This window comes from Agarivorans albus, assembly GCF_019670105.1.
Lineage (GTDB): Bacteria > Pseudomonadota > Gammaproteobacteria > Enterobacterales > Celerinatantimonadaceae > Agarivorans > Agarivorans albus.
Genome location: NZ_AP023032.1, coordinates 1,882,013 through 1,901,538, shown reverse-complemented (window position 1 = coordinate 1,901,538; position 19,526 = coordinate 1,882,013). Strand labels below are relative to the sequence as shown.

Sequence of the window (19,526 nt, the reverse complement as noted above, 5' to 3'; positions counted from 1 at the left end):
CCTTAACTAACTGCAAAACAGAAACGACAAGGTTTAGTTACACAAACTACAAATCACTATTATTAGAATTATAAAGCTAAACGAAATTTGAGTTATAGCTGAAGCTTTAGACTACTCTGACCACTTGATGATGAAATTGATTCACATCAATTTGCGAAATAAATAGCAAGTAAATCTAATAAATCATAAGGCCTAAGAACATTAATCCACACATTGGCTAATAACCCCAACTAACTCACTAATTAGTTCTACTCAGGTTTTGCTACCAAACTGCTGTTTAAGCCAACTCTTCACGCCTTTGTCTGCATCGCTGCATCTTTAATGCTCAGTAAAAACTAAATTTTTTGATGGTATTTCAGACAAGCGGACTTAATCGTTAAAACTGTCACAGCCTAATAAAACAACAATTGTATTACCAAGCGTTCAAGATAAAAGTATTAATCAATTGTTAAGGATTTATGAATAGCCAAGGACAGCTAATGAGCTTATTTACAGAATTTAACCCTATTAAGTGGGTAGTTTCTATTATCACCTGTTTGCCCACTAAGTTAGCTATTTGGCTTTTTAACACGCTAACACTTCATCAGTTTAGCGCTCTAGTGTTAACGGCAATAAGGCTTATCCGCCCACCATTTACAAGCCATACCCAGATAAATGCTTCATCAATCAACTTGAGTTTTCCAACTCAGTTTAGGTATTGCGAACCCAAGTCCCAAGTGCTGTTAAATCGAGATGCTTATACATTTTGACGCCACTTAGACAGAAGCAAAATTGTTAATAAAAACAATAAACTCCACATAAGGAATATGATAAAAATGAAAGTTAGTTCTATAGTTGCAGTAGCAATTGCCGCAGCAACAATAACGCCATCCCACGCTAATTATTTTAAAGATGATTTTAGCTGGGGATACAACTCTGGTATTTGGCAAGCCCGTGATGGCAGTAATGGCAGCCCTTTTGGTTGTAAATTTACTCCGTCTAAAATCTCACCAAGCTCCCATGGTATCACCCTAAACGTAGCGCCAAATCAATGTGCCGAGCTTAGAACCAAATCCTTACTAAGTTATGGCAAGGTTCAATCTAGCCTCAAAACAGGAAATGCCAAAGGCACTGTATCCTCTATATTTACCTACACTTCATGGCACGATGTGCCTGGTCGAGCTTGGCAAGAAATAGACATCGAGTTTTTACCTAGCCTTGGAAACGTTGTACATACTAACCTTATCTACCAACCCCAAGGTGGCCAATACCAAAGCTGGGAACTGGATATTGATTTAGGCCAATATGGTCTAAACATACATCAAGACCTAATCCATATCGGCTTCGATTGGTCTAGCTGGAAAATCGATTGGTACTTGATAGATTCTTCAGGAAATACTCGCATCATTCGTAGTCTGTACAAGGACAATGGGGATGGCTATATTGCCGCAAATGAAGTTCCACAATACGCATGGCCTGTGGATCCAACCCGCATAATGATCAACCACTGGCACGGCGATAACTCTGCAGATGCAATGTACTTTCCGCAAGAGTACTTCTATCAAAACAACTGGGCCTACTACGATTACCTAGAATACACACCCAAATAAACTCAGCTATCGGCAGGCTTTATTTAAGCTTGCCGATTTTGGCCCAAGTTCATCTATTTACTCAGCACACAAGTCCTAAAGTCTCTGCGTTGGTTCTCTTAATTTTTTGCCTTTCTTAACATAAGTGTTAGTCGAATCACATCCATAGTACAAAATTATTGTAATACCATAACAACAAAAATACATTGCGCAATAAACAGACTAAAATCGACTAAACGCTAAGGATGGCACATGCAAATTTCAGTAGTGATGAGAACACTAAGCGGTTTTGCAATTCTATTTGTTTTACTCATTGCAGTAGCGCTGATTGGCCAAATCAACATACGCAACCTAGAAGCACAACTTAATGAAACTGTTGACCGCCTCACCCCTACTGCAGAGCTAACTAATCGCCTATCGGGCCTGCTGCTAAACACTGCATGGGTAATTGGCTTACACAGTAATACTGAGTCCCAAGAACAACTAAGCCGATTAGAGAACCAAGCGTCTAGCTATATGAATAGTTACCAAGATAACTACCAACAGCTATTGTTACTTACTGAAAAATATCCCGATCTACATAATTTGCTTGACCCAATAGAGGCAAATGCAGAAGCAACATTTAGCGCAGCCAACAGGCAGTTTGTAAGCCACCAACAATGGCTAGTAGCTAACAAATCGGTTGAAAATCTACGCCGTGATTTTAAACAACAATGGAGTGGATACAATGACGATTTAGAACAGATAGCGGAATCGGTAGACGGCGATGCGCACTGGATTGCCGTTGATCTACAAGCTGATGGTGTAGTGTTAGAGCGCCAGCTTGATGAAGCGTTTTATGCAAAAACGCCTGAGCAAACCAGCCAACAAATGCAGCAATTAAAGAAACTCTATGCCAGTATGATAGAAAAACGTGACGAGTTAGAGTTCTATATTGAAGATGATATTGAGAACGTGGTTAACTATTTTGTATTACTTAATCAATCGTTAAACTCTAAAGGCTTGTTCAGTGAAATAGACCGCCTCGTACGTTTAACCCAGCAGCAACAAGACAACTTTAAGCAAATTAACACCCAAACTGCGGAAGCTTTAAATCAACTTACTCTCGCCAGTAGCGCGGTATCGTTAATCATTGCCGAAGCGAAAAACCAAGCCAGTGAAAAATCGCAAAGTGCCATTAGCACCATGATTGCCGTAGTGCTTGCCTCATTAAGCATATCGGTACTGGTTGCATGGAGTGTCACATCAAGTATTAAAGGGCCATTGAAGCGTACTTTACAGCAAATGAAACAGTTAGTTGAAGGCGACTTTAGCAAGCAAATAACCGTCGAACGCCAAGATGAATTTGGCCAAATAGCGCGCCAGTTAAACTCACTTACCGAGCAATTTAACCAAGTTATCGGTTCAATGGTAGACAGTGCAAAACAACTAGAGAACAGCGCCGAATCTGGCTTAAATGCAAGCCAACACTCTCGCTCAATTATCTCCGAACAACGCGCACAAACCGACATAGTAGCCAGTGCGGTAAAAGCCATGGAACAAGGAGTACAAGACGTATCCCAACAAGCCAATACCTCACGCGATGATATTGGAGATGTGTCGGCGCTTACTGAGCAAGGCCGACAGGCCGCCCACACCACCCGTAAAACAACTACACAGCTAAAAACAACCATTCTTAATGCAGCAGAGAAAGTAGATACGCTTAAGCAGAGCTCTGATGATATAGGCTCAATACTCGATGTGATTCAAGGTATTGCAGAGCAAACGAACCTACTTGCGCTAAATGCCGCCATTGAAGCCGCAAGAGCCGGTGAACAAGGCCGAGGTTTTGCTGTTGTTGCCGATGAAGTGCGTAACCTTGCAAGCCGAACTCAAAATTCGACCACAGAGATCTTCAACGTTATCGCAGGTCTGCAAAAAGGTGCAAACGAAGCCGTAGACTTAATGAAACAGGGCGAAACCATGGTGCTAGAGTGCTTAAGCCAAGCAGAACAAAGTGACCAACAGCTGGAGAATATAGCGGTTATGCTGGAACAAATTCGCGCCTACAGCCAGCAAATTGCAACAACAGCTGAAGAGAAGATGGCAGTGGCTTCACAAGTAGCCAACAACGTACAAAAGATTGTGGAGCTAGGCCACTCTGCCCACAAAGATGCAGAGCACAATGAACAAGCGAGCGAATCATTAAAAGCCAAATCTGAGCAACAACTCGGGCAACTGGCTATTTTCAAGCTCAAAGAATACTTGCCTGCAAACAATCAAATTGCGACCCAATAGCTTATTGTGATGAAACTAGTAATAAATACGCTGACAAAAAACGGGCTATCTGCGGCGATGTTGGTTGTCCTAACTGCCTGTAGCTCCAACAAACTTAACAATGAATTGCAGAGCCAAGCGCTAAATCCAGAAAACAAGCAAGTTTTAGCAAGCGCTAACTTGGATGCTGATGGCCCAGACTACGGACAACCCGCTTACCAGCTAATTCGTCAGCAGTTTGGCAAGAACGCCATAGAATCACCAGATCGCTTTAAAAACGACCACCAAGGGGAGCTCCATATACAAGAGTACACAGACAAGCTATACGGCCCCTATTTTCGCTTTATTTTGCACCGAGATTTAGATGGCAATAAAGGAAAGTATATCGATAGGCAACGCAATGAAATTAAAGTCTATGGCGGCTCAGCACATGCGCTAAAAGGCTACCAAGGCAGTCACTTCTCATACAGTTGGAAGTTTCGCGTTAGCAATGACATGCGGGTGACCAACAAGTTCACCCATTTGTTTCAACTAAAAGCCGTTGGCGGTGAAGATTCAATGCCAATTATTACGTTAACCGGAAATACTCGCAATGGTAAAGCAGGTATAGAAGTAAGACATAGTCCATTACGCCAAACTCGTATTCTAGCAAGAGAAAATTGGGACTTGATTCAAGGAGAGTGGCTAGAAGCCAAGGTTCAAGCCAAATACAGCGAACTCGGTTGGTTCAGCTTAAAACTGGTTCGTTTAAGTGATGGAGCAGAAATATTTAACGTTCGCGAAGGCCAGCTAGACATGTGGCGAGGTGTGAGCGAACAGCATTTTGTTCGCCCTAAATGGGGAATTTATCGCTCACTTGTTGAAGCAAACAAACTTAAACCAAGTGTACATGTAGACTTTGCTAACTTTAGCATCAAGCAATTTGCTACAAACTAGCGGGCTTAACCACAGTCATTCAGCTTGTTATTTACCAAGGCATAAGTACAGCGGCTAATTAATGCAACTTGCTCAACTTGCATAAAGTGCCCCTGTTCCGCTAGGCGAACAACTTTAGAGTGTTGAGTTGGTAAGTATCGCTCAGCAAAATCAGCATTTTTGGGATCAACCAAATGGTCTTTACCACCTTGTACCAACACCACAGGTATTTTAAGCGAAGCTAAACGCTCGGGCGAATCAGCTAAGCCATCTTGCAGGGCAAACATATCCAAATTAGCTTGGTTAAGTTGTTTCCCCATATCAGATAAAGACAATAAATAGTGCCCTACACTACTACTAGCAAACTTGTTATACCAACGCGCTTGAGTAAGCTGTTTACTCATTCCACCAGCCAACAATAACAAACCATCAACTTGCTGGGGGTTATGCTCGGCAATAATAGGCGCTAAGGACGCGCCCCAAGAATGGCCTACAAGAATTAATGGCAGCTCAGGGTACTTTTGCTTTAAGTGTTGAATGAGAGGTGAAATCAGCTTCGCTTGAGCCTGCATGTTAGCAACAGGTTTAGCTTGGTCTTGATATTGCGACAATCCCCAGCCCGGTCTATCAAAACTAACCACACGTATTTCACTGGTTAATGAAGGCTCTGTAATCAAGTAAGCACTGTCTTGCCAAGACCCAGGCGTACCGTGGATCCACACCATCACTGCTTGATCTGCACGCCCATTCGCATGTACGTTCAAAGTAAAATTATCCGCAGTAAGTTGATAGTGTTCGATATCGGGATTAGTTAACAAATCACTTTGAATAAACTGCTGTTGTTGCTTTATCGCACTAGGCATTGGGCTACAGGCTAGCAATGTGCAGAGCCCAGCCGAAAGACCCAAACACAACACCACTCTCTTCATTAAGAAGCTAAAATCCATAATCAGGCAACACCAAAGCAATAAACAGTCACTAAAACACTAGAAAGTGAAACCACCAAGTAAATTTCACATTCGATTACACTAGCTCAAACTTGACCCATTCCCAGCACATCGCCATAATCTGGGCTCTTCCTCCCCATGGCATTAATAATGAATAACCCAGAAGATTCACCAGAAGAAATTGAAGTAGAAGCCACCGAAGTATATGTGGATGAACAGCCTATCGAGCTTTACAAAGTTTTAAAGATAGGCAATTTGGTGAATGGCGGTGGCGAAGCCAAAATGGCTATAGCAGAAGGTTATGTTGGGCTTAACGGTGAACTCGAGCAGCGTAAACGCAAGAAGGTGTATGCGGATGACATCATCGAGTTTAACGGTCAGTTTTTATATGTTGTTTGTGATCAGCCTATTACTGAGCCAGAGCCTAAAAGCGTAGAGAAGAAAGGTTCAAACAAGCAGAAAAACAAGGGAAATAAAGCAAGCAAGCCTAGTCAAAAACCAACAGCTGCCAAGCAGCCTAACGAAAAGCAAGCTCAGCGAAATGCCAAAACAGGTCGCCACTCAATCAAGTTCTAGTAGCTAAGTGCCTAGAAATAAAAAGGCAGCCAAAGGCTGATTTTTAATAAACACAAACATAAAAAAAGCCGCTCAATGAGCGGCTTTTTTACTAAGTAGTAAGCTTACTTCTTAGCTTGACGTTCTTTTTCTTCTGCGATTACCGCTTCAGCCACGTTTTGTGGAGTAGCAGCGTAGTGCGAGAATTCCATAGAGAACTGACCACGACCAGAAGTCATAGTACGTAGAGAACCAATGTAACCAAACATTTCTGCTAGTGGTACATCAGCTTTAATACGTACGCCAGTTACGCCGGCTTCTTGGTCTTTAATCATGCCACGACGACGGTTCAAGTCACCAATAACATCACCAACGTGATCTTCTGGAGAGAATACGTCAACTTTCATGATTGGCTCAAGAAGTTGTGGGCCAGCTTTTGGTACAGATTGACGGTAAGCGCCTTTAGCTGCAATTTCAAAAGCAATTGCTGATGAATCCACTGCGTGGAAAGCACCATCGTACAATTCTACTTCCATATCTAGTAATGGGAAGCCAGCTAGTGGACCAGTTTCCATCATCACTTCGAAGCCTTTTTGAACTGCAGGCCAGAATTCTTTAGGTACGTTACCACCAACAACAGTTGAAGAGAACGTGAAACCAGAGTTAGGCTCACCAGGCTTGATGCGGTAATCAATCTTACCGAATTGACCAGAACCACCAGACTGTTTCTTGTGCGTGTAGCTATCTTCAATCGCTTGAGTAATAGTTTCACGGTAAGCAACCTGAGGTTGACCAACAACTAGGTCTACACCGTAAGTACGCTTCAAGATATCAACTTTAATGTCTAGGTGAAGTTCGCCCATACCTTTAAGGATGGTTTCGCCTGAATCTTCGTCAGTTTCAACTTGGAAAGAAGGATCTTCTGCAACCATTTTACCGATAGCAATACCCATTTTCTCAGTTGAACCTTTATCTTTAGGTGCAACAGCAATCGAGATTACTGGCGTTGGGAATACCATAGGCTCTAGGGTACAAGGGCTCTTAGGATCACATAAAGTGTGACCAGTTTGAACGTTCTTCATACCTACGATAGCAATAATGTCACCAGCTTGAGCGCTAGTTAATTCATTACGGTCGTCAGCTTGCATTTCTACCATACGGCCAACACGCTCTGTTTTACCAGTAAACGCGTTAAGGATGGTGTCACCTTTGTTCAACACACCCGAGTAGATACGTACGAAAGTAAGCGCACCAAAGCGGTCATCCATAATTTTGAATGCTAACGCGCGTAGTGGTTCGTCTGCAGAAACAATAGCGTGGTTGCCAGTTTCTTCGCCTTCGTCATCCATAAGAGGTTGAGGATCAACTTCAGTTGGGTTTGGCAAGTAATCAACAACAGCATCAAGTACTAATTGAATACCTTTGTTTTTAAATGCAGAACCACAGTAAGTTGGGAAGAAAGACATATCACGAGTACCTTTACGGATACACGCTTTAAGTTGCTCAATAGTAGGTTCTTCACCTTCCATGTAAGCCATCATTAAGTCTTCGTCTTGCTCAACTGCAGTTTCAACCAACATTTCGCGGTATTCAGCTGCCTTCTCTACCATATCTTCTGGGATATCGGTAACTTCGTAGTTCTCAGGAAGACCTGTGTCATCCCAGATGTAAGCTTTTTCAGATAGAAGGTCAACAACACCAACGAAGTCGTCTTCGATACCGATAGGTAGAACCATAACTAGTGGGTTAGCAGCTAGTACGTCTTGAGTTTGCTTAACTACGCGGTAGAAGTCTGCACCCATACGGTCTAACTTGTTTACGAAGATGATACGAGCAACTTCTGATTCGTTAGCGTAACGCCAGTTAGTTTCTGACTGAGGTTCAACACCACCAGAACCACAGAATACACCGATACCGCCATCAAGTACTTTAAGTGAACGGTATACTTCAACAGTGAAGTCAACGTGTCCAGGAGTATCAATAACGTTGAAGCGGTGGTCGTTCCAGAAACAGCTTACTGCTGCAGACTGAATAGTAATACCACGCTCAGCTTCCTGTTCCATGAAGTCAGTAGTAGACTCACCGTCATGTACTTCACCAGTTTTGTGGATCTGACCAGTAAGTTTTAGGATACGCTCAGTTGTGGTAGTTTTACCTGCATCAACGTGAGCAAAAATACCAATATTTCTATATTTTGATAAATCAGCCATTGTTCAACTCTAATTCAATTGTTTTTCAAATTCGCGGGGAGTATACCACTACTGTCGCACAAGGCGAGAGGGTGAACTGTATTTGAGCGATTTATTGCGAAATTTCTTTAAAAAAGTGTCTTTAATTAGTGTCAACAACTAGCCGCAAGCCTGTTAACCACGGGTTTTCACTTAAATTAGTGTTTTCTGCTCACTCAACAAAAAAAGTATAACTCCCCTACCCAATAATCAGCATAGTTGGCTTAATCGTTAGCGCAACCGGATTATTGCCCTTATTACCACCACCTTTGTTAGCGGTCGCTTAGGCTAGCATTACTTCTTTTTATTCATCATTGCTTTAAGATCAGCAAACGGGTTTGAGGTTGCCACTTCTTGCTTTAAATCGCTACCGGCTTCTACTGTTGAGCCGTATTGAGCAGCTTCGGTATATTTAGAATGCTCATGGTCATGACAGTACAAACATAACAGCTCCCAGTTAGACCCATCGTTTGGGTTATTGGTATGGTCGTGGTCGATATGGTGCACGGTTAATTCGCTTAAATTAGAGTAAGGAAATTCACGTGCACATCGCCCACAAACCCAAGGGAATAATTTCAACGCTTTCTCGCGGTAACCTTGTTCAAGGCTTGCGTAATTATTTGGAATATTAGCCATTCTCTGCTCCAGCTATTTTTGCCAAACACTATAACATCAGCACAGCTAAAACACGCAACTAAGCGGGCTTGTTTTGTTCAGCAACAGAAACTTGGGTAAGCGCTTTCATATTTATCAAAAATAAACCACACTAAGCTTAATTGCGCTAAGGGATCAGCCATGGATAAATCGTTAACTCAAGTACACTGTAATCGTTGTGAATGCAGCACCACCACCGACAAAGTAAACGGCTGGCGAGTATTTTTGTATAACGGATTAGAACTGCCACTGCGTAGAACCTTGGGTTGGTGCAAACAATGTGAAGCGCTAGTAACTGCGGAAGAATTTAGAGATATAAACCTCATAATCAAAGAAATGGGCGAACTGGTTAGGCAGGTATCAGCCTTAGAGAAAACCCTAAAAACTAACTACTGGCAACGGCTACTTAATCGCAAGCTTCGCAGAGTGCGCCGTCGCTCTGTGGAAAACTTACTAACCCTAGGTGCAGAACTTGATGTTGCCAGACAACGGGCAAATAAAGCGAGGTGTGTTTGCTGCGACTCTTTAGATGTAGAGGTTATAGATTCTTCATTAAACATTGTTGAGCAATTTTGGCAGCACAATAAACGTAATGAAGTTGCCACTGGGTTAACTCATCCCGGTTGTGGCGGCGAGTTTGTTGCGCGTTCCAATTCAAAAGTAGCGGTAAAACATGCGACAGCCACTTCATCAGAGCCACTCCCCGCAGCAAACTCTCATAAACAAGACCAACAAAGTGTTGCCTAAGGCAACACTTTTTAAATTAACAAGACAACAATTGATGCACCTGCTTAGCTCGCTCGCCCCAACTTTCTGAACGCACACTCATTCGTTGAAAAGAGGTTCTACGATGCTGCAATGCCGAAGGAGTATTTAAGCTGTCTTGCAGCGCTTGAACCATTTGAAACGGCTCTTCAACTTGCGTCACCATGCCTGCGTAAGGTTTAAGCGCGGGGAAAGGCGTGCTTACAATGGGGCGCCCCGCGGCCAAATACTCACGTAACTTAAGTGGGTCACAAGAAGCTATTTGCTTACAACTTTTAAAGGGTAGCCAAGATACCTGCCAATGCTGTACATAACGGGGTAGCTCACTATGGGCTACTGCCGGGTACACTTCTATATTGTCTACTTGTTTAAAAGCAGAAATATCGGTTTGCACTTGGCCAATAAATACAAAACGCCATTCGGGTAAGGCCTTAGCGACTTTAACGATTAATGGGATATCTAACCAAGCCGCTATAGAGCCATAAAAGCCAGCAACCGGACCGCCTTGTAAAATAGATGGCGCTGGGCTCGAAGGGCGAACAAACAAGTTATAGTCTACCCCGTGCGGTAAAATACGGGTTTTCAAAGCTAGATGCGGTTGCTTAGAGAACTTACGTAACAGCATATCGCTAGCCACTAGAACGTGGTCAGCCTTCTCAACTAACAGCTTTTCACACTCAGTAACATGTTGGTGGTCTACGCCAGCTAGTGCATTAAAATCATCGCCACAGTAATAAATGACCTGCCGCTCGTTTAGGTGGCCTAACATATCTACTGCTGTAGGCAAGGCAATCCAAAGATCAGGGTTTACTAACTTAAGGCGCTTAACTTGTTTATTTACCTGAGCTTTTAACAAGCAGCGGTTAAGCCAGCGAAAAAAACGAGTGCGTGGCGCAGGCAAGGCTATGGGTGACAATACATGAATATTGGCCGGCTTTTTAGCTGATGCTTTTTTTGTAGACTCGTGAGCATTTGCGTTAGCTTTGGTCGCACCAAACATCGACTTCATTTTTTCTATTACTCTTCTAGCATCTCGCAGGCTCAAACGTGGCCTACGTAAACCAATGGAGTTAATCCAAAGAATACGGTGGTTTTTAGCCAGTTCGGTTATCACGTGTTGGCTGCTACTTGGGTGGCGTTGCCAATCTTCACCAAATACTATGAGATCGTGTTTCATGTTATTTCTCCTCAATCGATTTAATGACTTTGGCGGGTACACCTGCGGCCAAAACACCTGCCGGCAAACTTTTCGTCACAATGCTACCTGCAGCAACCACTGTACCTTTTCCAATAGTTACTCCGGCCATAATTGATACACCGGTAGCTAACCACACGTCATCTTCAAGAATAACGTCGCCAACCTGCTCATCTAGCTCGGGCAAGCCAGCAGCTCGTTGCTCTGCGTTTAAAGGATGACCTGGGTAGCCAGCAATAAAACAGCGCCCAGCTAAACGTACGTTGTTTCCCAAGATAACTTGTCTGCCAACGGCGATGGTGGTTTGCCAGCCTACATCCACGTTATCGCCAATCTTTAATAACGCGGGCTCAGCTGCACTGCTTCGTCCACTAAAGGTGGTTGCCCCAGAAATTCGGCAGCGATTGCCTAATTCAATGTTTAGGCCTTCACTAATAAGTGGCATTCCTCCGTATAGATACAAGGCCTGAGAAGGGCCGCTGGTTTTACTTCTAAACAAAGGCGTCCACCACAATATGCGCAGCACACTGCTTAAAGCATTAGATAAACTGGTATGAAGGCGGTAAAGCACCGAGAACAACAATGGCACTTTAGGTAGCTGACATAATCTTAGCGCCTTCAAAAACCTAAATAGATTTTTTGCTACGGCAGAGTCACTACTTTTTAGCCAATGCTTAGTATGATGAAAAAACATGCTGCTCATATAATTCCCCTATAACAGGTAGATGTGTTGTCTTAAACTGTAGGTAGCAGCATTTATGCCAACAAACTAAAATCAACATATTCAATAACTTAAAAAGAAAGCAAAGAGCGAATTGCAGTTTGCAATTCGCTCTTTGGGGCTCAAGCATAAGCCTTCTTAAAATGCATTTTGGGCTTTACCAATGGCATTGCCCATACCAACAACCAGCTTAAGCCAATGGCCGGTAATAAAGAGGTCCAGATAGAAGCCGCCATAAACGGAACGATTAGAAGCAAACCTAAAGGAGGGAGTAAAGCGCTGAGCAGCACAGCTACTTTATAAGGCAAGGCCTGTAAGCGTAAGCTCAGTGCGGTGAACAATATAAAGCGCAAAGCAAATACACTGTTGGTAGCCACAATCAGCCCCCAAACACCCCACTTAGGGATAAGTAGGTAATACAAACCTATCGCCATCAACGCCGACAAAGCATTAATCCGCGGCAGCCAAACAGGGCTATTTGGTAGGTAGCAACCAATATCGGTTACTGCAGTGGCTAACTTAAAGCCCAGCGCCAATAGCATTAAAGGCAACCATTCAATGCCACCTAAGTATTCTATTGGCAGCACCCACTTAAGCACTATGGGAGCAAATAACGCAGCAGACAAAATCAATAACATCACCGCGAGCAGCAAACGCTGATGAATCACACTCACTTCATTTACGCCGTTGCTTTGTTGTAACACCGTAAACCGGCGTGGTAACCACCAGCTTTCTAATACACCAAATGCCATGGCGGTAGCCTCTACCACTTTAATCATAATGGCGTACTGGGCTAACGTTTCTGCACCTAACCACTCTGCTAGTAGCAGCCGATCTAAACCATGCATGATGAATAGTGCGAGCGAAGCGCCAATTAAGCAGCGTTGATAACTTAAAGTTAACTTGGCAAGGGCAAGATCTAACTTCAACTTCAACTGTTTACGGCAAAACCACAAACCAATACTTAAACCTAAAGCATTGGCACAAACGCTAGCAACAATCACCGCATCCATTCCCCAGCCTTGCTGCAAACCAAACAAAGTCATCACTACTTGGCAACTCGCTTGCGCCACAACTAAATAGAAATAACTGTCAGCACGACGCTCAATGCGCAGCCACATCATAATAGGCTGCAAAGAAATGGATAAAGCAATAACCGCAGAAACGCCAGCTAACTGAATAAGACTTAACTGAGAGAACACCTCTAGCGGTGCTAGGGCTAGTGCTGTTCCTGCCAATACGGCTAACACCAGGCCGTAACTCAAACTCAATAAAACAGACGACGAAATAAGGTTCGCTTTCGCCGCGGCATCTTTACACTCTGGGTAAAAACGTGGCAAAGCACCTGCACTTATTTCTAGCAGCGAACACAGAGAAAAAATCACTACCAGACTTTCTAACACGCCGTATTCTTGCAAACTCAAATAGCGCGTGGTGACTGGCAGCATCATTAAGCCAATGCCTTTTTGCAGAATCATGAGTACGCCGTATATACCCATTTCCTGTAAGGACTGGCGAGCTTGCTTAAGTTTATTCCACAGCATAATTGGCTCTCCCCGCTCGAATGCGAATCAACCAAAGGGCCCACTCTCGGCTTTGCCATTTACTAAAGCTGCTTACAAAATAATTATCTTGGGTTTGCGAGTCACTGTTGTTTAGCTGATATTTTTCGATGAGGTGCTGGGTAAAGCGCCAGTAACAGAGTAAGTCGAACCAGCTCACTTGAGTTCTTAACTGCAAATAAGCATGCCGACAAAGCATTTCCAAACACAGCGGCGCAGCTTTAGGCAACAACTTGCTTTGCTCCATGCGCTGCATAAAATCGCCAATAGATGACATACGCGCATACAAACGATGTTTGTCAGCACCAGCGCGTCGACAAATGCCCTGCGGATTATGCCGATAAAAGTAGTAAGCTTGCTCAATATGCACCACGGTATCTGCGAACAATTCGGCCATGTAAGAGAAAATTTCATCTTCAAATAACTCTCCTTGCGGAAATACTATTTGATGCTCGAAAATAAACTCTCGACGAAATAGCTTGTTACATACCGAGGTATTCTCGCTGATATTTTGATGGGCGTAGCACTCTACCCCGTGGGCAGAAAACTTACTAAAACCACAACTTACCCAATCCGCTTGCTGCTGGCTGGCCTCATTAAACAAATGCTGATACATGTTTTCATCTACGTAATCATCACTGTCTAGAAATCCAAGGTACTGGCCCTTAGCGTGGCTCATTCCAATGTTTCGTGCTTGTGCTAAACCTACATTTTTATCTAGGTTAACAATGCGAATTGCTAAATGGGATTGCTGAGCAAAACGCGTCGCTAGTTGATAAGACTTATCCGGTGAAGCATCAATCACCACAATAACTTCCAGTGAGCTTAGTTGCTGGTTTTCTAGGCTAGTTAAACATTCCCACAAGTATTGCTCGGTATTAAACACCGGAACTACCACCGATACACTGACCTGAGAAGCAAATACACTTTCCATTATTTAGCTCCTTCACTACTCAAACTGGGCGATAACAGCCCTGCAGAAAGCTGTTGTTTGTACTGGCGCGCCTTTACCCAATAACTCAGCAATACAATTTGTGTGGCCGAGCCTCTAAATTTTAAATAACGGCTTACTTTGTATTCTTGGGGAACAACTGCGCAGCGCTCAAGCAAACGGTACTTACCCACTAGATGGTCGATAAAACTAAAGAAGCCCAACAAATCAACAGCCGAAATATGATAATAAAGTGCGCTTAAAGCGTGATTAGCTAAACACTGCAGCAGCTCCACCGCATGATCTTCAATAGCGCCCCTGCGCTCCATATCGGCTAAAAACCTTGCCAGCATCAACTGCTTATCATAGAGGTTGAATCGACCGTGGTTATCTCCACGGCACAAGCCTTCTGGGCTCATTCGGTAGTTGTAAAGCACTTGATTAACCTCAGCTACATTCTCGGTGGCAAAGCGTGCGGTATACGCAAAAGGTTCATCTTCAAAAATCACATTGCTATAAAAATTTATTTGCTTGGAAAGTAGATAAACACGACGAAATAGCTTGTTAGTCACAAAGGTATCGTCGTAATACTCTTTAGTAGGAATGTTGTGGTATTCCACACTTGAGGCATGCGTTTCAAAAGAGCGCATTTGGCAACTCACCACGTCGGCATTGGTTGTGAGCGCTTTGCAAAACATCAGTTCAAACATATTTGGCTCTGCATAATCATCACTGTCTACAAAACCAATGTATTCACCCTGCGCCGACTGCATGGCAATGTTGCGAGCCATCGACACACCCACATTTTTTTCCAATACAATTTTGCGAAAGCGTTCTGGATATTGAATACAAAACTCACCAGCAATCGCTGCGCAGTTGTCTGGAGAGGCATCAATAACCACTATTACCTCAACATGTTCGAGCGTTTGCTTGGCCAGTGAGCTCAAACAACTTGCTAGGTACTGCTCAGATTTATAGACAGGAACAATAATAGATACGTTAAACATGGCGATGCCCTCTTTTGCTATTCTTCGACCCGTTATTTCGAGTTCGAATTCAGGTCATAGAAACACTAGAGCAAAAGCTAGGCCATCCATTATTAGTTATTTAAATTCAATAAGATAAGAGCGAGGAAGTTGTAATAAGGAACGCTTTTTTAGCGGCTTTTGCATTCTGCAATGGGTTGACGAAGTAGCTGAGCAATCGCTACCACTAAGGCAGTAAAAATATAGATAGGCCAAGTAAAGCCTTGAGTAAGGAAGGTGCCCGAAACAATGGTGCCTAACATACCCGCAAACACCCCTTCAGCGCAGGAGAACAAGCCAGTATGTTTACTCGAGGCATGTTGTGCAAGGGTCTTTAGATTTTGATGGGCGAGCCGACAAACTTTAAATAGCAGTACGCAAAATACGATAAACCCCACAAAGCCTGTTTCTGCCAGCACCCCAAACCAGGTGCTATGAACGGCATGATTCTTACCGTCCCAGTGAGATGAGAAGAAATAGTAGTTAGCGTAAAAGTTATCAATACCAACCCCGGTAATGGGGTTATATAAAGCCATCTTAAAGGCAGCCTGCCACGCATAAATTCGGCCCATCGAAGACTCATCAATTCCCGACTCGGCCGCCCCCCCCGAGCTACGCTCCGACACGCCTGCCAGAATAAACAATATCGGTAATGCCAAGGCGCCGGCGCTAATTAGCAGCGCCTTATTTTCCACTCTTCGCCATGCTAGCACTGCACAAATGGTGGCAATGCCTAACAATCCACCTCGGCTTTGAGTGGCCAAAATGGCTAAGATAATCGCTCCAGCACATACAATGGCTAGCAAGCGAGTGAACGAAAAACCCCGCTTTAAGCTATAGGCCAATGCAAAGCCTAAGGGAAACTGCAAGGTTAAAGCGAGGTCGTTTGGGTCTCCTAATACCGAGCCCATCGAGCGGCCAATGGTTACTCGGGTGCCCTCTACCATTTCTATACCGGCGGCGGCATTTTGTAAGGCAACTGTCGCAATCATTAAGCCACAAACAAAAAAGGCAACGGCTGCTCTCTCAAAATCTTTGGGGCGACGCATTAACCAAGCAATCGCTACTGTCATCAAGGCTATCTTGCTAAATACCCCATTAAAATATGCCATTGCTGTCGGTCTGCTACTGGCAAATATCACCCCCAGCGCACACAAGGCCACAAACAACATTAAGCAGCTTAATTCTTTACTCCAGTAGATTTGCATTTTGCGAGAAATGAATAAATGCCAAGCTAAACAAGCTAAAGATGCAAGGGCCAATAATTGCGGAATACGTAAAACATACAAGGCAGGAAAAGCTTCGTGTAAACGAAAAAATGAGAAACAAACAAAGCCAAGCACTACCCAGAAAGGTTGTTTCATTACCATTACAATAAGCAGAGGAAGAACGCCTAAGACTATAGGAATCAATGGGTTAGATATCCTTAGCCAAATTAGAGCCACCAGCGCCACAACCAATAATGACCAAGCTAAAGGCTTGAGTCGCATTCCGCTATGATCTTGATTTTTTAAGGCTGCTTTCATTTACATTACTCTCTGGCATTCAGATTGCTTATGTAGCTGTATAAGCAAGCTGAATGCCAGCTACTATCCAGGAGATTGATATGCCTAACTTAGTGAATAGCCAACCCATATGCAGTGTAGTGATCCCTACTTACAATTGTTTGAGCTACTTAAAACAAGCCTTAGCAAGCGTTGAACAACAAAACGTAGATAAGCTGGAAGTTATTGTAGTAGACGACAACTCTAGCGATGGCACCTGGCAATGGCTGCAAAACCAACAACAAAAAACACCGCATCTACGCAGCATTAAACTCAGCGGCAAAGGCCCGGCAGTGGCTCGTAATATCGCCATTCAACAAGCAAAAGCGCCACTTATTGCTTTTTTAGATGCCGATGACATTTGGTTAGCAGGCAAACTACAACGCCAAATCGAATTTCATCAAGCAAAGCCTGAGTTAAGCTTTAGTTTTACCGATTACCGTCATGTGGGAGAAAATGGCGAAGACCGAGGCACTTGCTTCGAGTTTTGGCCAAACTACCAAGCCCTAAGCCAACAACAAAAGGGCTACCAACTTAAACCCGATGCCGCAGCAAGTTTGTTTGCAGAAAACGTGGTTGGCACCTCTACGGTAATGGCATCACGCACAGCCTTACTAAAATGCTTCGCTTTTGATGAGCAACTGCCCTCGGCAGAAGATTGGGACTTGTGGCTAAAGTTGGCATTACTAGGCCCTGTTGGCATTAGCAACCATGTTGATTGCGAATACCTAATGCGCGATGGTTCTGAAAGCAGTAAAAGTCAGCTACGCATTAAAGCCATGCACATTATCTATCAGCGCTATGCGCAAGCAGTAAAACAGCAATCACCAAAAGCTTTAGCTCAAGCCAAAGCTCGCATCGCCACCGCAGAAGCGGAGTTATACAATGAACAAAGCCTGCGGCTATCAGCAATATTCTCAAGAGTTCAAGCTCTTTACTATTCCCCAAATCGCCGACGCATTATAGAAACCTTAGCGGACACCCGTAATTTGTTAATGCTGAGATAGCCTAGGGTTTTATTGTTATTAAGGCATTTAAAATAAAAACTGTTTTAAAGCGTAAACCTTGCGGTCACGGCCAAAGCTTAGCAGTCTCTATTGCTTCTATCTTTACACCAAAACTAGAGATATTAGCTAGGGTAGCGTTATGGTGGGCTCGAATCTGAGCGCCACTAGCGTGCTCTTTATCGTGAGTTGTGTGAGCATCAGAGACCAACACTACCGGATAGCCTAAACCAGCCGCTCTGCGAACAGTGGTATCCACACAAAACTCAGAGGCATAGCCACACATAATTAGGCTATCAACGGCTAGCTCTTTCAATAACTCTTCAAGGTTGGTATTTAGAAACGAATCGGGAGTGGTTTTGCGAACAAAATGATCACCCGTTTGAGTTACTAGGCTAGACTGCAATGCCCAGCCCTCGGTTCCATACTCAATGACAGAATTGGCATGTTCGTGCTGAATAAAGATTACCGGGACAGACTTTGCGCGCGCCAAACTGGTAACTTGATTTATCTTGTTAAGAACCACTTGAGACTCAAATGGTTGAGGTTCTGGGTCGAATAAAATCGACTGAACATCAATAACCAATACTGCAGATTTCATTAATATCCTCTGATTAAGCTAATGCCGCTTTAGGGGAAGCTTCGCCGCGCGGCAAAACCAAAATACCTAGTTATAAGCTCACCTTGCAGCCATGCTCTAACTCCATGTCATCAGGCACCTCGAACTTGCCTTCCATAAAGTCAAACATCATGTCGGTAACTTCAAAGGAATATACTTTAGGGTCTTTTTCCATATTGCGTTTAGCGACTCGCTGCTTTCGTGTTTCCGACGCAGCTTCTATGTAGTGAACTTCAGCATTTATTTTCAAAGCCTTAGCATGATTTACAAAAATGTCTCGTAGCGCTTTGGTAGTAAAACCTAAATCGAGAACAACGTTTCCACCTAATGCTAAAATTTGCTCACTCACTTCCCATATTTGCTGGTAGCAACGCTCTACCCGCTCCATCATCCACGAGAAATCGAGCTCCACCATATCCTTAGCAAATAGCGTCTGCATCCAAGGATCTATCGAGAATTTAACAGCGCCAATGTCTTCACAAATAGAGAGAGAATAGGTTGTCTTACCTGCCCCTGTTGCGCCGCAAACTATAATTAGCCTAGCCATTTTTAACATCCTTTTATGTCTATTCTATGAGAGGAATATAAGATCAAATAGGCAAAATATAAATTAGCTTGTTAAGTGCAAAACAGCTAATCAGCCAATTACTTATAGTTGCCAAAAACCGTGTTCAATTGAGCCAAGTATATAAATTGCAAACTTTCCTTTCCCGGGAATATCTAATGGCGGCACTGCTATCTCAGCCCCTTGGGCTTTAACAGTAGAAACGGCGTCATCAATATCACCAACCAGCCAATAAGGGCGCACCACCGGAGTTTCAGTTTCACGTAAAGGGGCACGAACCCCAATAATACTGCCGTCTGCTAAGGTACTAGTTCTTCCACCACCAAGCATTTCATCAGGCTCACTAAAATTGATGCTTTGAGCCAGCGCGTAAGCTTTACACACAGATTCAACATCTAAAGTTACGATCTCAAGGTAATGTACTTTCATGTTTATCCCTTCTGATATTTCCACTGCACGAATAAAGGCAGCT

General features: G+C 43.5%; 18 protein-coding genes. 6 read left to right on the top strand and 12 right to left on the bottom strand.

Features of this window, described 5'->3' with window-relative positions:
* Positions 1 to 815 precede the first annotated feature (815 nt).
* The 3 genes from K5620_RS08750 to K5620_RS08740 all read left to right on the top strand — a co-directional run bounded on the left by K5620_RS08750 (position 816) and on the right by K5620_RS08740 (position 4,760).
* Positions 816 to 1,589, top strand: a complete 774-nt coding sequence (locus tag K5620_RS08750; RefSeq protein WP_016400527.1) for a family 16 glycosylhydrolase — start codon at positions 816 to 818, stop codon at positions 1,587 to 1,589.
* Positions 1,590 to 1,820: 231 nt separating this feature from the next.
* A complete protein-coding gene (locus K5620_RS08745; RefSeq protein ID WP_016400528.1) occupies positions 1,821 to 3,845 on the top strand; it encodes a methyl-accepting chemotaxis protein in 2,025 nt (674 codons plus the stop codon).
* 9 nt (positions 3,846 to 3,854) lie between these two features.
* Entirely contained in the window at positions 3,855 to 4,760 is a 906-nt protein-coding gene (locus tag K5620_RS08740; RefSeq protein ID WP_051147568.1) for a heparin lyase I family protein, read from the top strand.
* Positions 4,761 to 4,765: 5 nt separating this feature from the next.
* Here the strand turns inward: K5620_RS08740 and K5620_RS08735 are convergent, their stop codons facing one another.
* On the bottom strand, positions 4,766 to 5,686 hold the full coding sequence (locus K5620_RS08735; protein WP_016400530.1) for an alpha/beta fold hydrolase: 921 nt from the start codon (positions 5,684 to 5,686) through the stop codon (positions 4,766 to 4,768).
* A gap of 150 nt (positions 5,687 to 5,836) precedes the next feature.
* Between K5620_RS08735 and K5620_RS08730 the strand changes: the two genes are divergently transcribed.
* Complete coding sequence (locus K5620_RS08730; RefSeq protein ID WP_016400531.1) at positions 5,837 to 6,262, top strand: RNA-binding S4 domain-containing protein; 426 nt, start codon at positions 5,837 to 5,839, stop codon at positions 6,260 to 6,262.
* Positions 6,263 to 6,366: 104 nt separating this feature from the next.
* Here the strand turns inward: K5620_RS08730 and fusA are convergent, their stop codons facing one another.
* Both fusA and K5620_RS08720 read right to left on the bottom strand, forming a co-directional pair.
* Positions 6,367 to 8,451, bottom strand: a complete 2,085-nt coding sequence (fusA, locus tag K5620_RS08725; RefSeq protein ID WP_016400532.1) for an elongation factor G — start codon at positions 8,449 to 8,451, stop codon at positions 6,367 to 6,369.
* A gap of 312 nt (positions 8,452 to 8,763) precedes the next feature.
* Positions 8,764 to 9,105 carry a YajD family HNH nuclease gene (locus tag K5620_RS08720; protein ID WP_016400533.1) on the bottom strand — a complete coding sequence of 114 codons (342 nt, stop codon included), beginning with the start codon at positions 9,103 to 9,105 and terminating at the stop codon, positions 8,764 to 8,766.
* A 159-nt stretch (positions 9,106 to 9,264) separates the two neighbouring features.
* Here K5620_RS08720 and K5620_RS08715 point away from each other — a divergent pair, with 159 nt between their 5' ends.
* Entirely contained in the window at positions 9,265 to 9,870 is a 606-nt protein-coding gene (locus tag K5620_RS08715) for a hypothetical protein (RefSeq protein ID WP_016400534.1), read from the top strand.
* Positions 9,871 to 9,886: 16 nt separating this feature from the next.
* Here the strand turns inward: K5620_RS08715 and K5620_RS08710 are convergent, their stop codons facing one another.
* From K5620_RS08710 to K5620_RS08685, 6 genes are all read right to left on the bottom strand, one after another.
* A complete protein-coding gene (locus tag K5620_RS08710) occupies positions 9,887 to 11,065 on the bottom strand; it encodes a glycosyltransferase (protein WP_016400535.1) in 1,179 nt (392 codons plus the stop codon).
* Between the two features lies 1 nt (position 11,066).
* Complete coding sequence (locus K5620_RS08705; RefSeq protein ID WP_016400536.1) at positions 11,067 to 11,786, bottom strand: acyltransferase; 720 nt, start codon at positions 11,784 to 11,786, stop codon at positions 11,067 to 11,069.
* 140 nt (positions 11,787 to 11,926) lie between these two features.
* A complete protein-coding gene (locus K5620_RS08700; RefSeq protein ID WP_016400537.1) occupies positions 11,927 to 13,348 on the bottom strand; it encodes a lipopolysaccharide biosynthesis protein in 1,422 nt (473 codons plus the stop codon).
* On the bottom strand, positions 13,335 to 14,300 hold the full coding sequence (locus tag K5620_RS08695; protein ID WP_016400538.1) for a glycosyltransferase family 2 protein: 966 nt from the start codon (positions 14,298 to 14,300) through the stop codon (positions 13,335 to 13,337). The genes K5620_RS08700 and K5620_RS08695 overlap by 14 nt, the downstream gene beginning before the upstream one ends.
* Positions 14,300 to 15,304, bottom strand: a complete 1,005-nt coding sequence (locus K5620_RS08690; protein ID WP_016400539.1) for a glycosyltransferase family 2 protein — start codon at positions 15,302 to 15,304, stop codon at positions 14,300 to 14,302. The genes K5620_RS08695 and K5620_RS08690 overlap by 1 nt, the downstream gene beginning before the upstream one ends.
* 149 nt (positions 15,305 to 15,453) lie before the next feature.
* Positions 15,454 to 16,848, bottom strand: coding sequence for an O-antigen ligase family protein (locus K5620_RS08685; RefSeq protein ID WP_016400540.1), 1,395 nt, complete (start codon positions 16,846 to 16,848; stop codon positions 15,454 to 15,456).
* Positions 16,849 to 16,901: 53 nt separating this feature from the next.
* On the opposite strand from K5620_RS08685, the gene K5620_RS08680 reads away from it, so the two are divergent.
* Positions 16,902 to 17,873 carry a glycosyltransferase family 2 protein gene (locus tag K5620_RS08680; RefSeq protein WP_051147569.1) on the top strand — a complete coding sequence of 324 codons (972 nt, stop codon included), beginning with the start codon at positions 16,902 to 16,904 and terminating at the stop codon, positions 17,871 to 17,873.
* A 64-nt stretch (positions 17,874 to 17,937) separates the two neighbouring features.
* Here the strand turns inward: K5620_RS08680 and K5620_RS08675 are convergent, their stop codons facing one another.
* The 3 genes from K5620_RS08675 to K5620_RS08665 form a co-directional block, all read right to left on the bottom strand.
* Positions 17,938 to 18,471 (bottom strand): cysteine hydrolase family protein, encoded by a 534-nt coding sequence (locus tag K5620_RS08675; protein ID WP_016400542.1) that lies wholly within the window; start codon positions 18,469 to 18,471, stop codon positions 17,938 to 17,940.
* A gap of 70 nt (positions 18,472 to 18,541) precedes the next feature.
* The gene (locus K5620_RS08670; protein ID WP_016400543.1) at positions 18,542 to 19,036 is read right to left on the bottom strand and encodes a P-loop nucleotide/nucleoside kinase family protein; all 495 of its coding nucleotides are present in this window, start codon (positions 19,034 to 19,036) and stop codon (positions 18,542 to 18,544) included.
* Positions 19,037 to 19,138: 102 nt separating this feature from the next.
* Entirely contained in the window at positions 19,139 to 19,483 is a 345-nt protein-coding gene (locus tag K5620_RS08665; protein WP_016400544.1) for a VOC family protein, read from the bottom strand.
* Positions 19,484 to 19,526: the final 43 nt, after the last annotated feature.

Bases quoted from the DNA above. Each gene is read 5' to 3' on its own strand.
- K5620_RS08750 (WP_016400527.1), top strand. From the start codon at position 816: ATGAAAGTTAGTTCTATAGTTGCAGTAGCAATTGCCGCAGCAACAATA.
- K5620_RS08745 (WP_016400528.1), top strand. From the start codon at position 1,821: ATGCAAATTTCAGTAGTGATGAGAACACTAAGCGGTTTTGCAATTCTA.
- K5620_RS08740 (WP_051147568.1), top strand. From the start codon at position 3,855: ATGAAACTAGTAATAAATACGCTGACAAAAAACGGGCTATCTGCGGCG.
- K5620_RS08735 (WP_016400530.1), bottom strand. From the start codon at position 5,686: ATGGATTTTAGCTTCTTAATGAAGAGAGTGGTGTTGTGTTTGGGTCTT.
- K5620_RS08730 (WP_016400531.1), top strand. From the start codon at position 5,837: ATGAATAACCCAGAAGATTCACCAGAAGAAATTGAAGTAGAAGCCACC.
- fusA (WP_016400532.1), bottom strand. From the start codon at position 8,451: ATGGCTGATTTATCAAAATATAGAAATATTGGTATTTTTGCTCACGTT.
- K5620_RS08720 (WP_016400533.1), bottom strand. From the start codon at position 9,105: ATGGCTAATATTCCAAATAATTACGCAAGCCTTGAACAAGGTTACCGC.
- K5620_RS08715 (WP_016400534.1), top strand. From the start codon at position 9,265: ATGGATAAATCGTTAACTCAAGTACACTGTAATCGTTGTGAATGCAGC.
- K5620_RS08710 (WP_016400535.1), bottom strand. From the start codon at position 11,065: ATGAAACACGATCTCATAGTATTTGGTGAAGATTGGCAACGCCACCCA.
- K5620_RS08705 (WP_016400536.1), bottom strand. From the start codon at position 11,786: ATGAGCAGCATGTTTTTTCATCATACTAAGCATTGGCTAAAAAGTAGT.
- K5620_RS08700 (WP_016400537.1), bottom strand. From the start codon at position 13,348: ATGCTGTGGAATAAACTTAAGCAAGCTCGCCAGTCCTTACAGGAAATG.
- K5620_RS08695 (WP_016400538.1), bottom strand. From the start codon at position 14,300: ATGGAAAGTGTATTTGCTTCTCAGGTCAGTGTATCGGTGGTAGTTCCG.
- K5620_RS08690 (WP_016400539.1), bottom strand. From the start codon at position 15,304: ATGTTTAACGTATCTATTATTGTTCCTGTCTATAAATCTGAGCAGTAC.
- K5620_RS08685 (WP_016400540.1), bottom strand. From the start codon at position 16,848: ATGAAAGCAGCCTTAAAAAATCAAGATCATAGCGGAATGCGACTCAAG.
- K5620_RS08680 (WP_051147569.1), top strand. From the start codon at position 16,902: ATGCCAGCTACTATCCAGGAGATTGATATGCCTAACTTAGTGAATAGC.
- K5620_RS08675 (WP_016400542.1), bottom strand. From the start codon at position 18,471: ATGAAATCTGCAGTATTGGTTATTGATGTTCAGTCGATTTTATTCGAC.
- K5620_RS08670 (WP_016400543.1), bottom strand. From the start codon at position 19,036: ATGGCTAGGCTAATTATAGTTTGCGGCGCAACAGGGGCAGGTAAGACA.
- K5620_RS08665 (WP_016400544.1), bottom strand. From the start codon at position 19,483: ATGAAAGTACATTACCTTGAGATCGTAACTTTAGATGTTGAATCTGTG.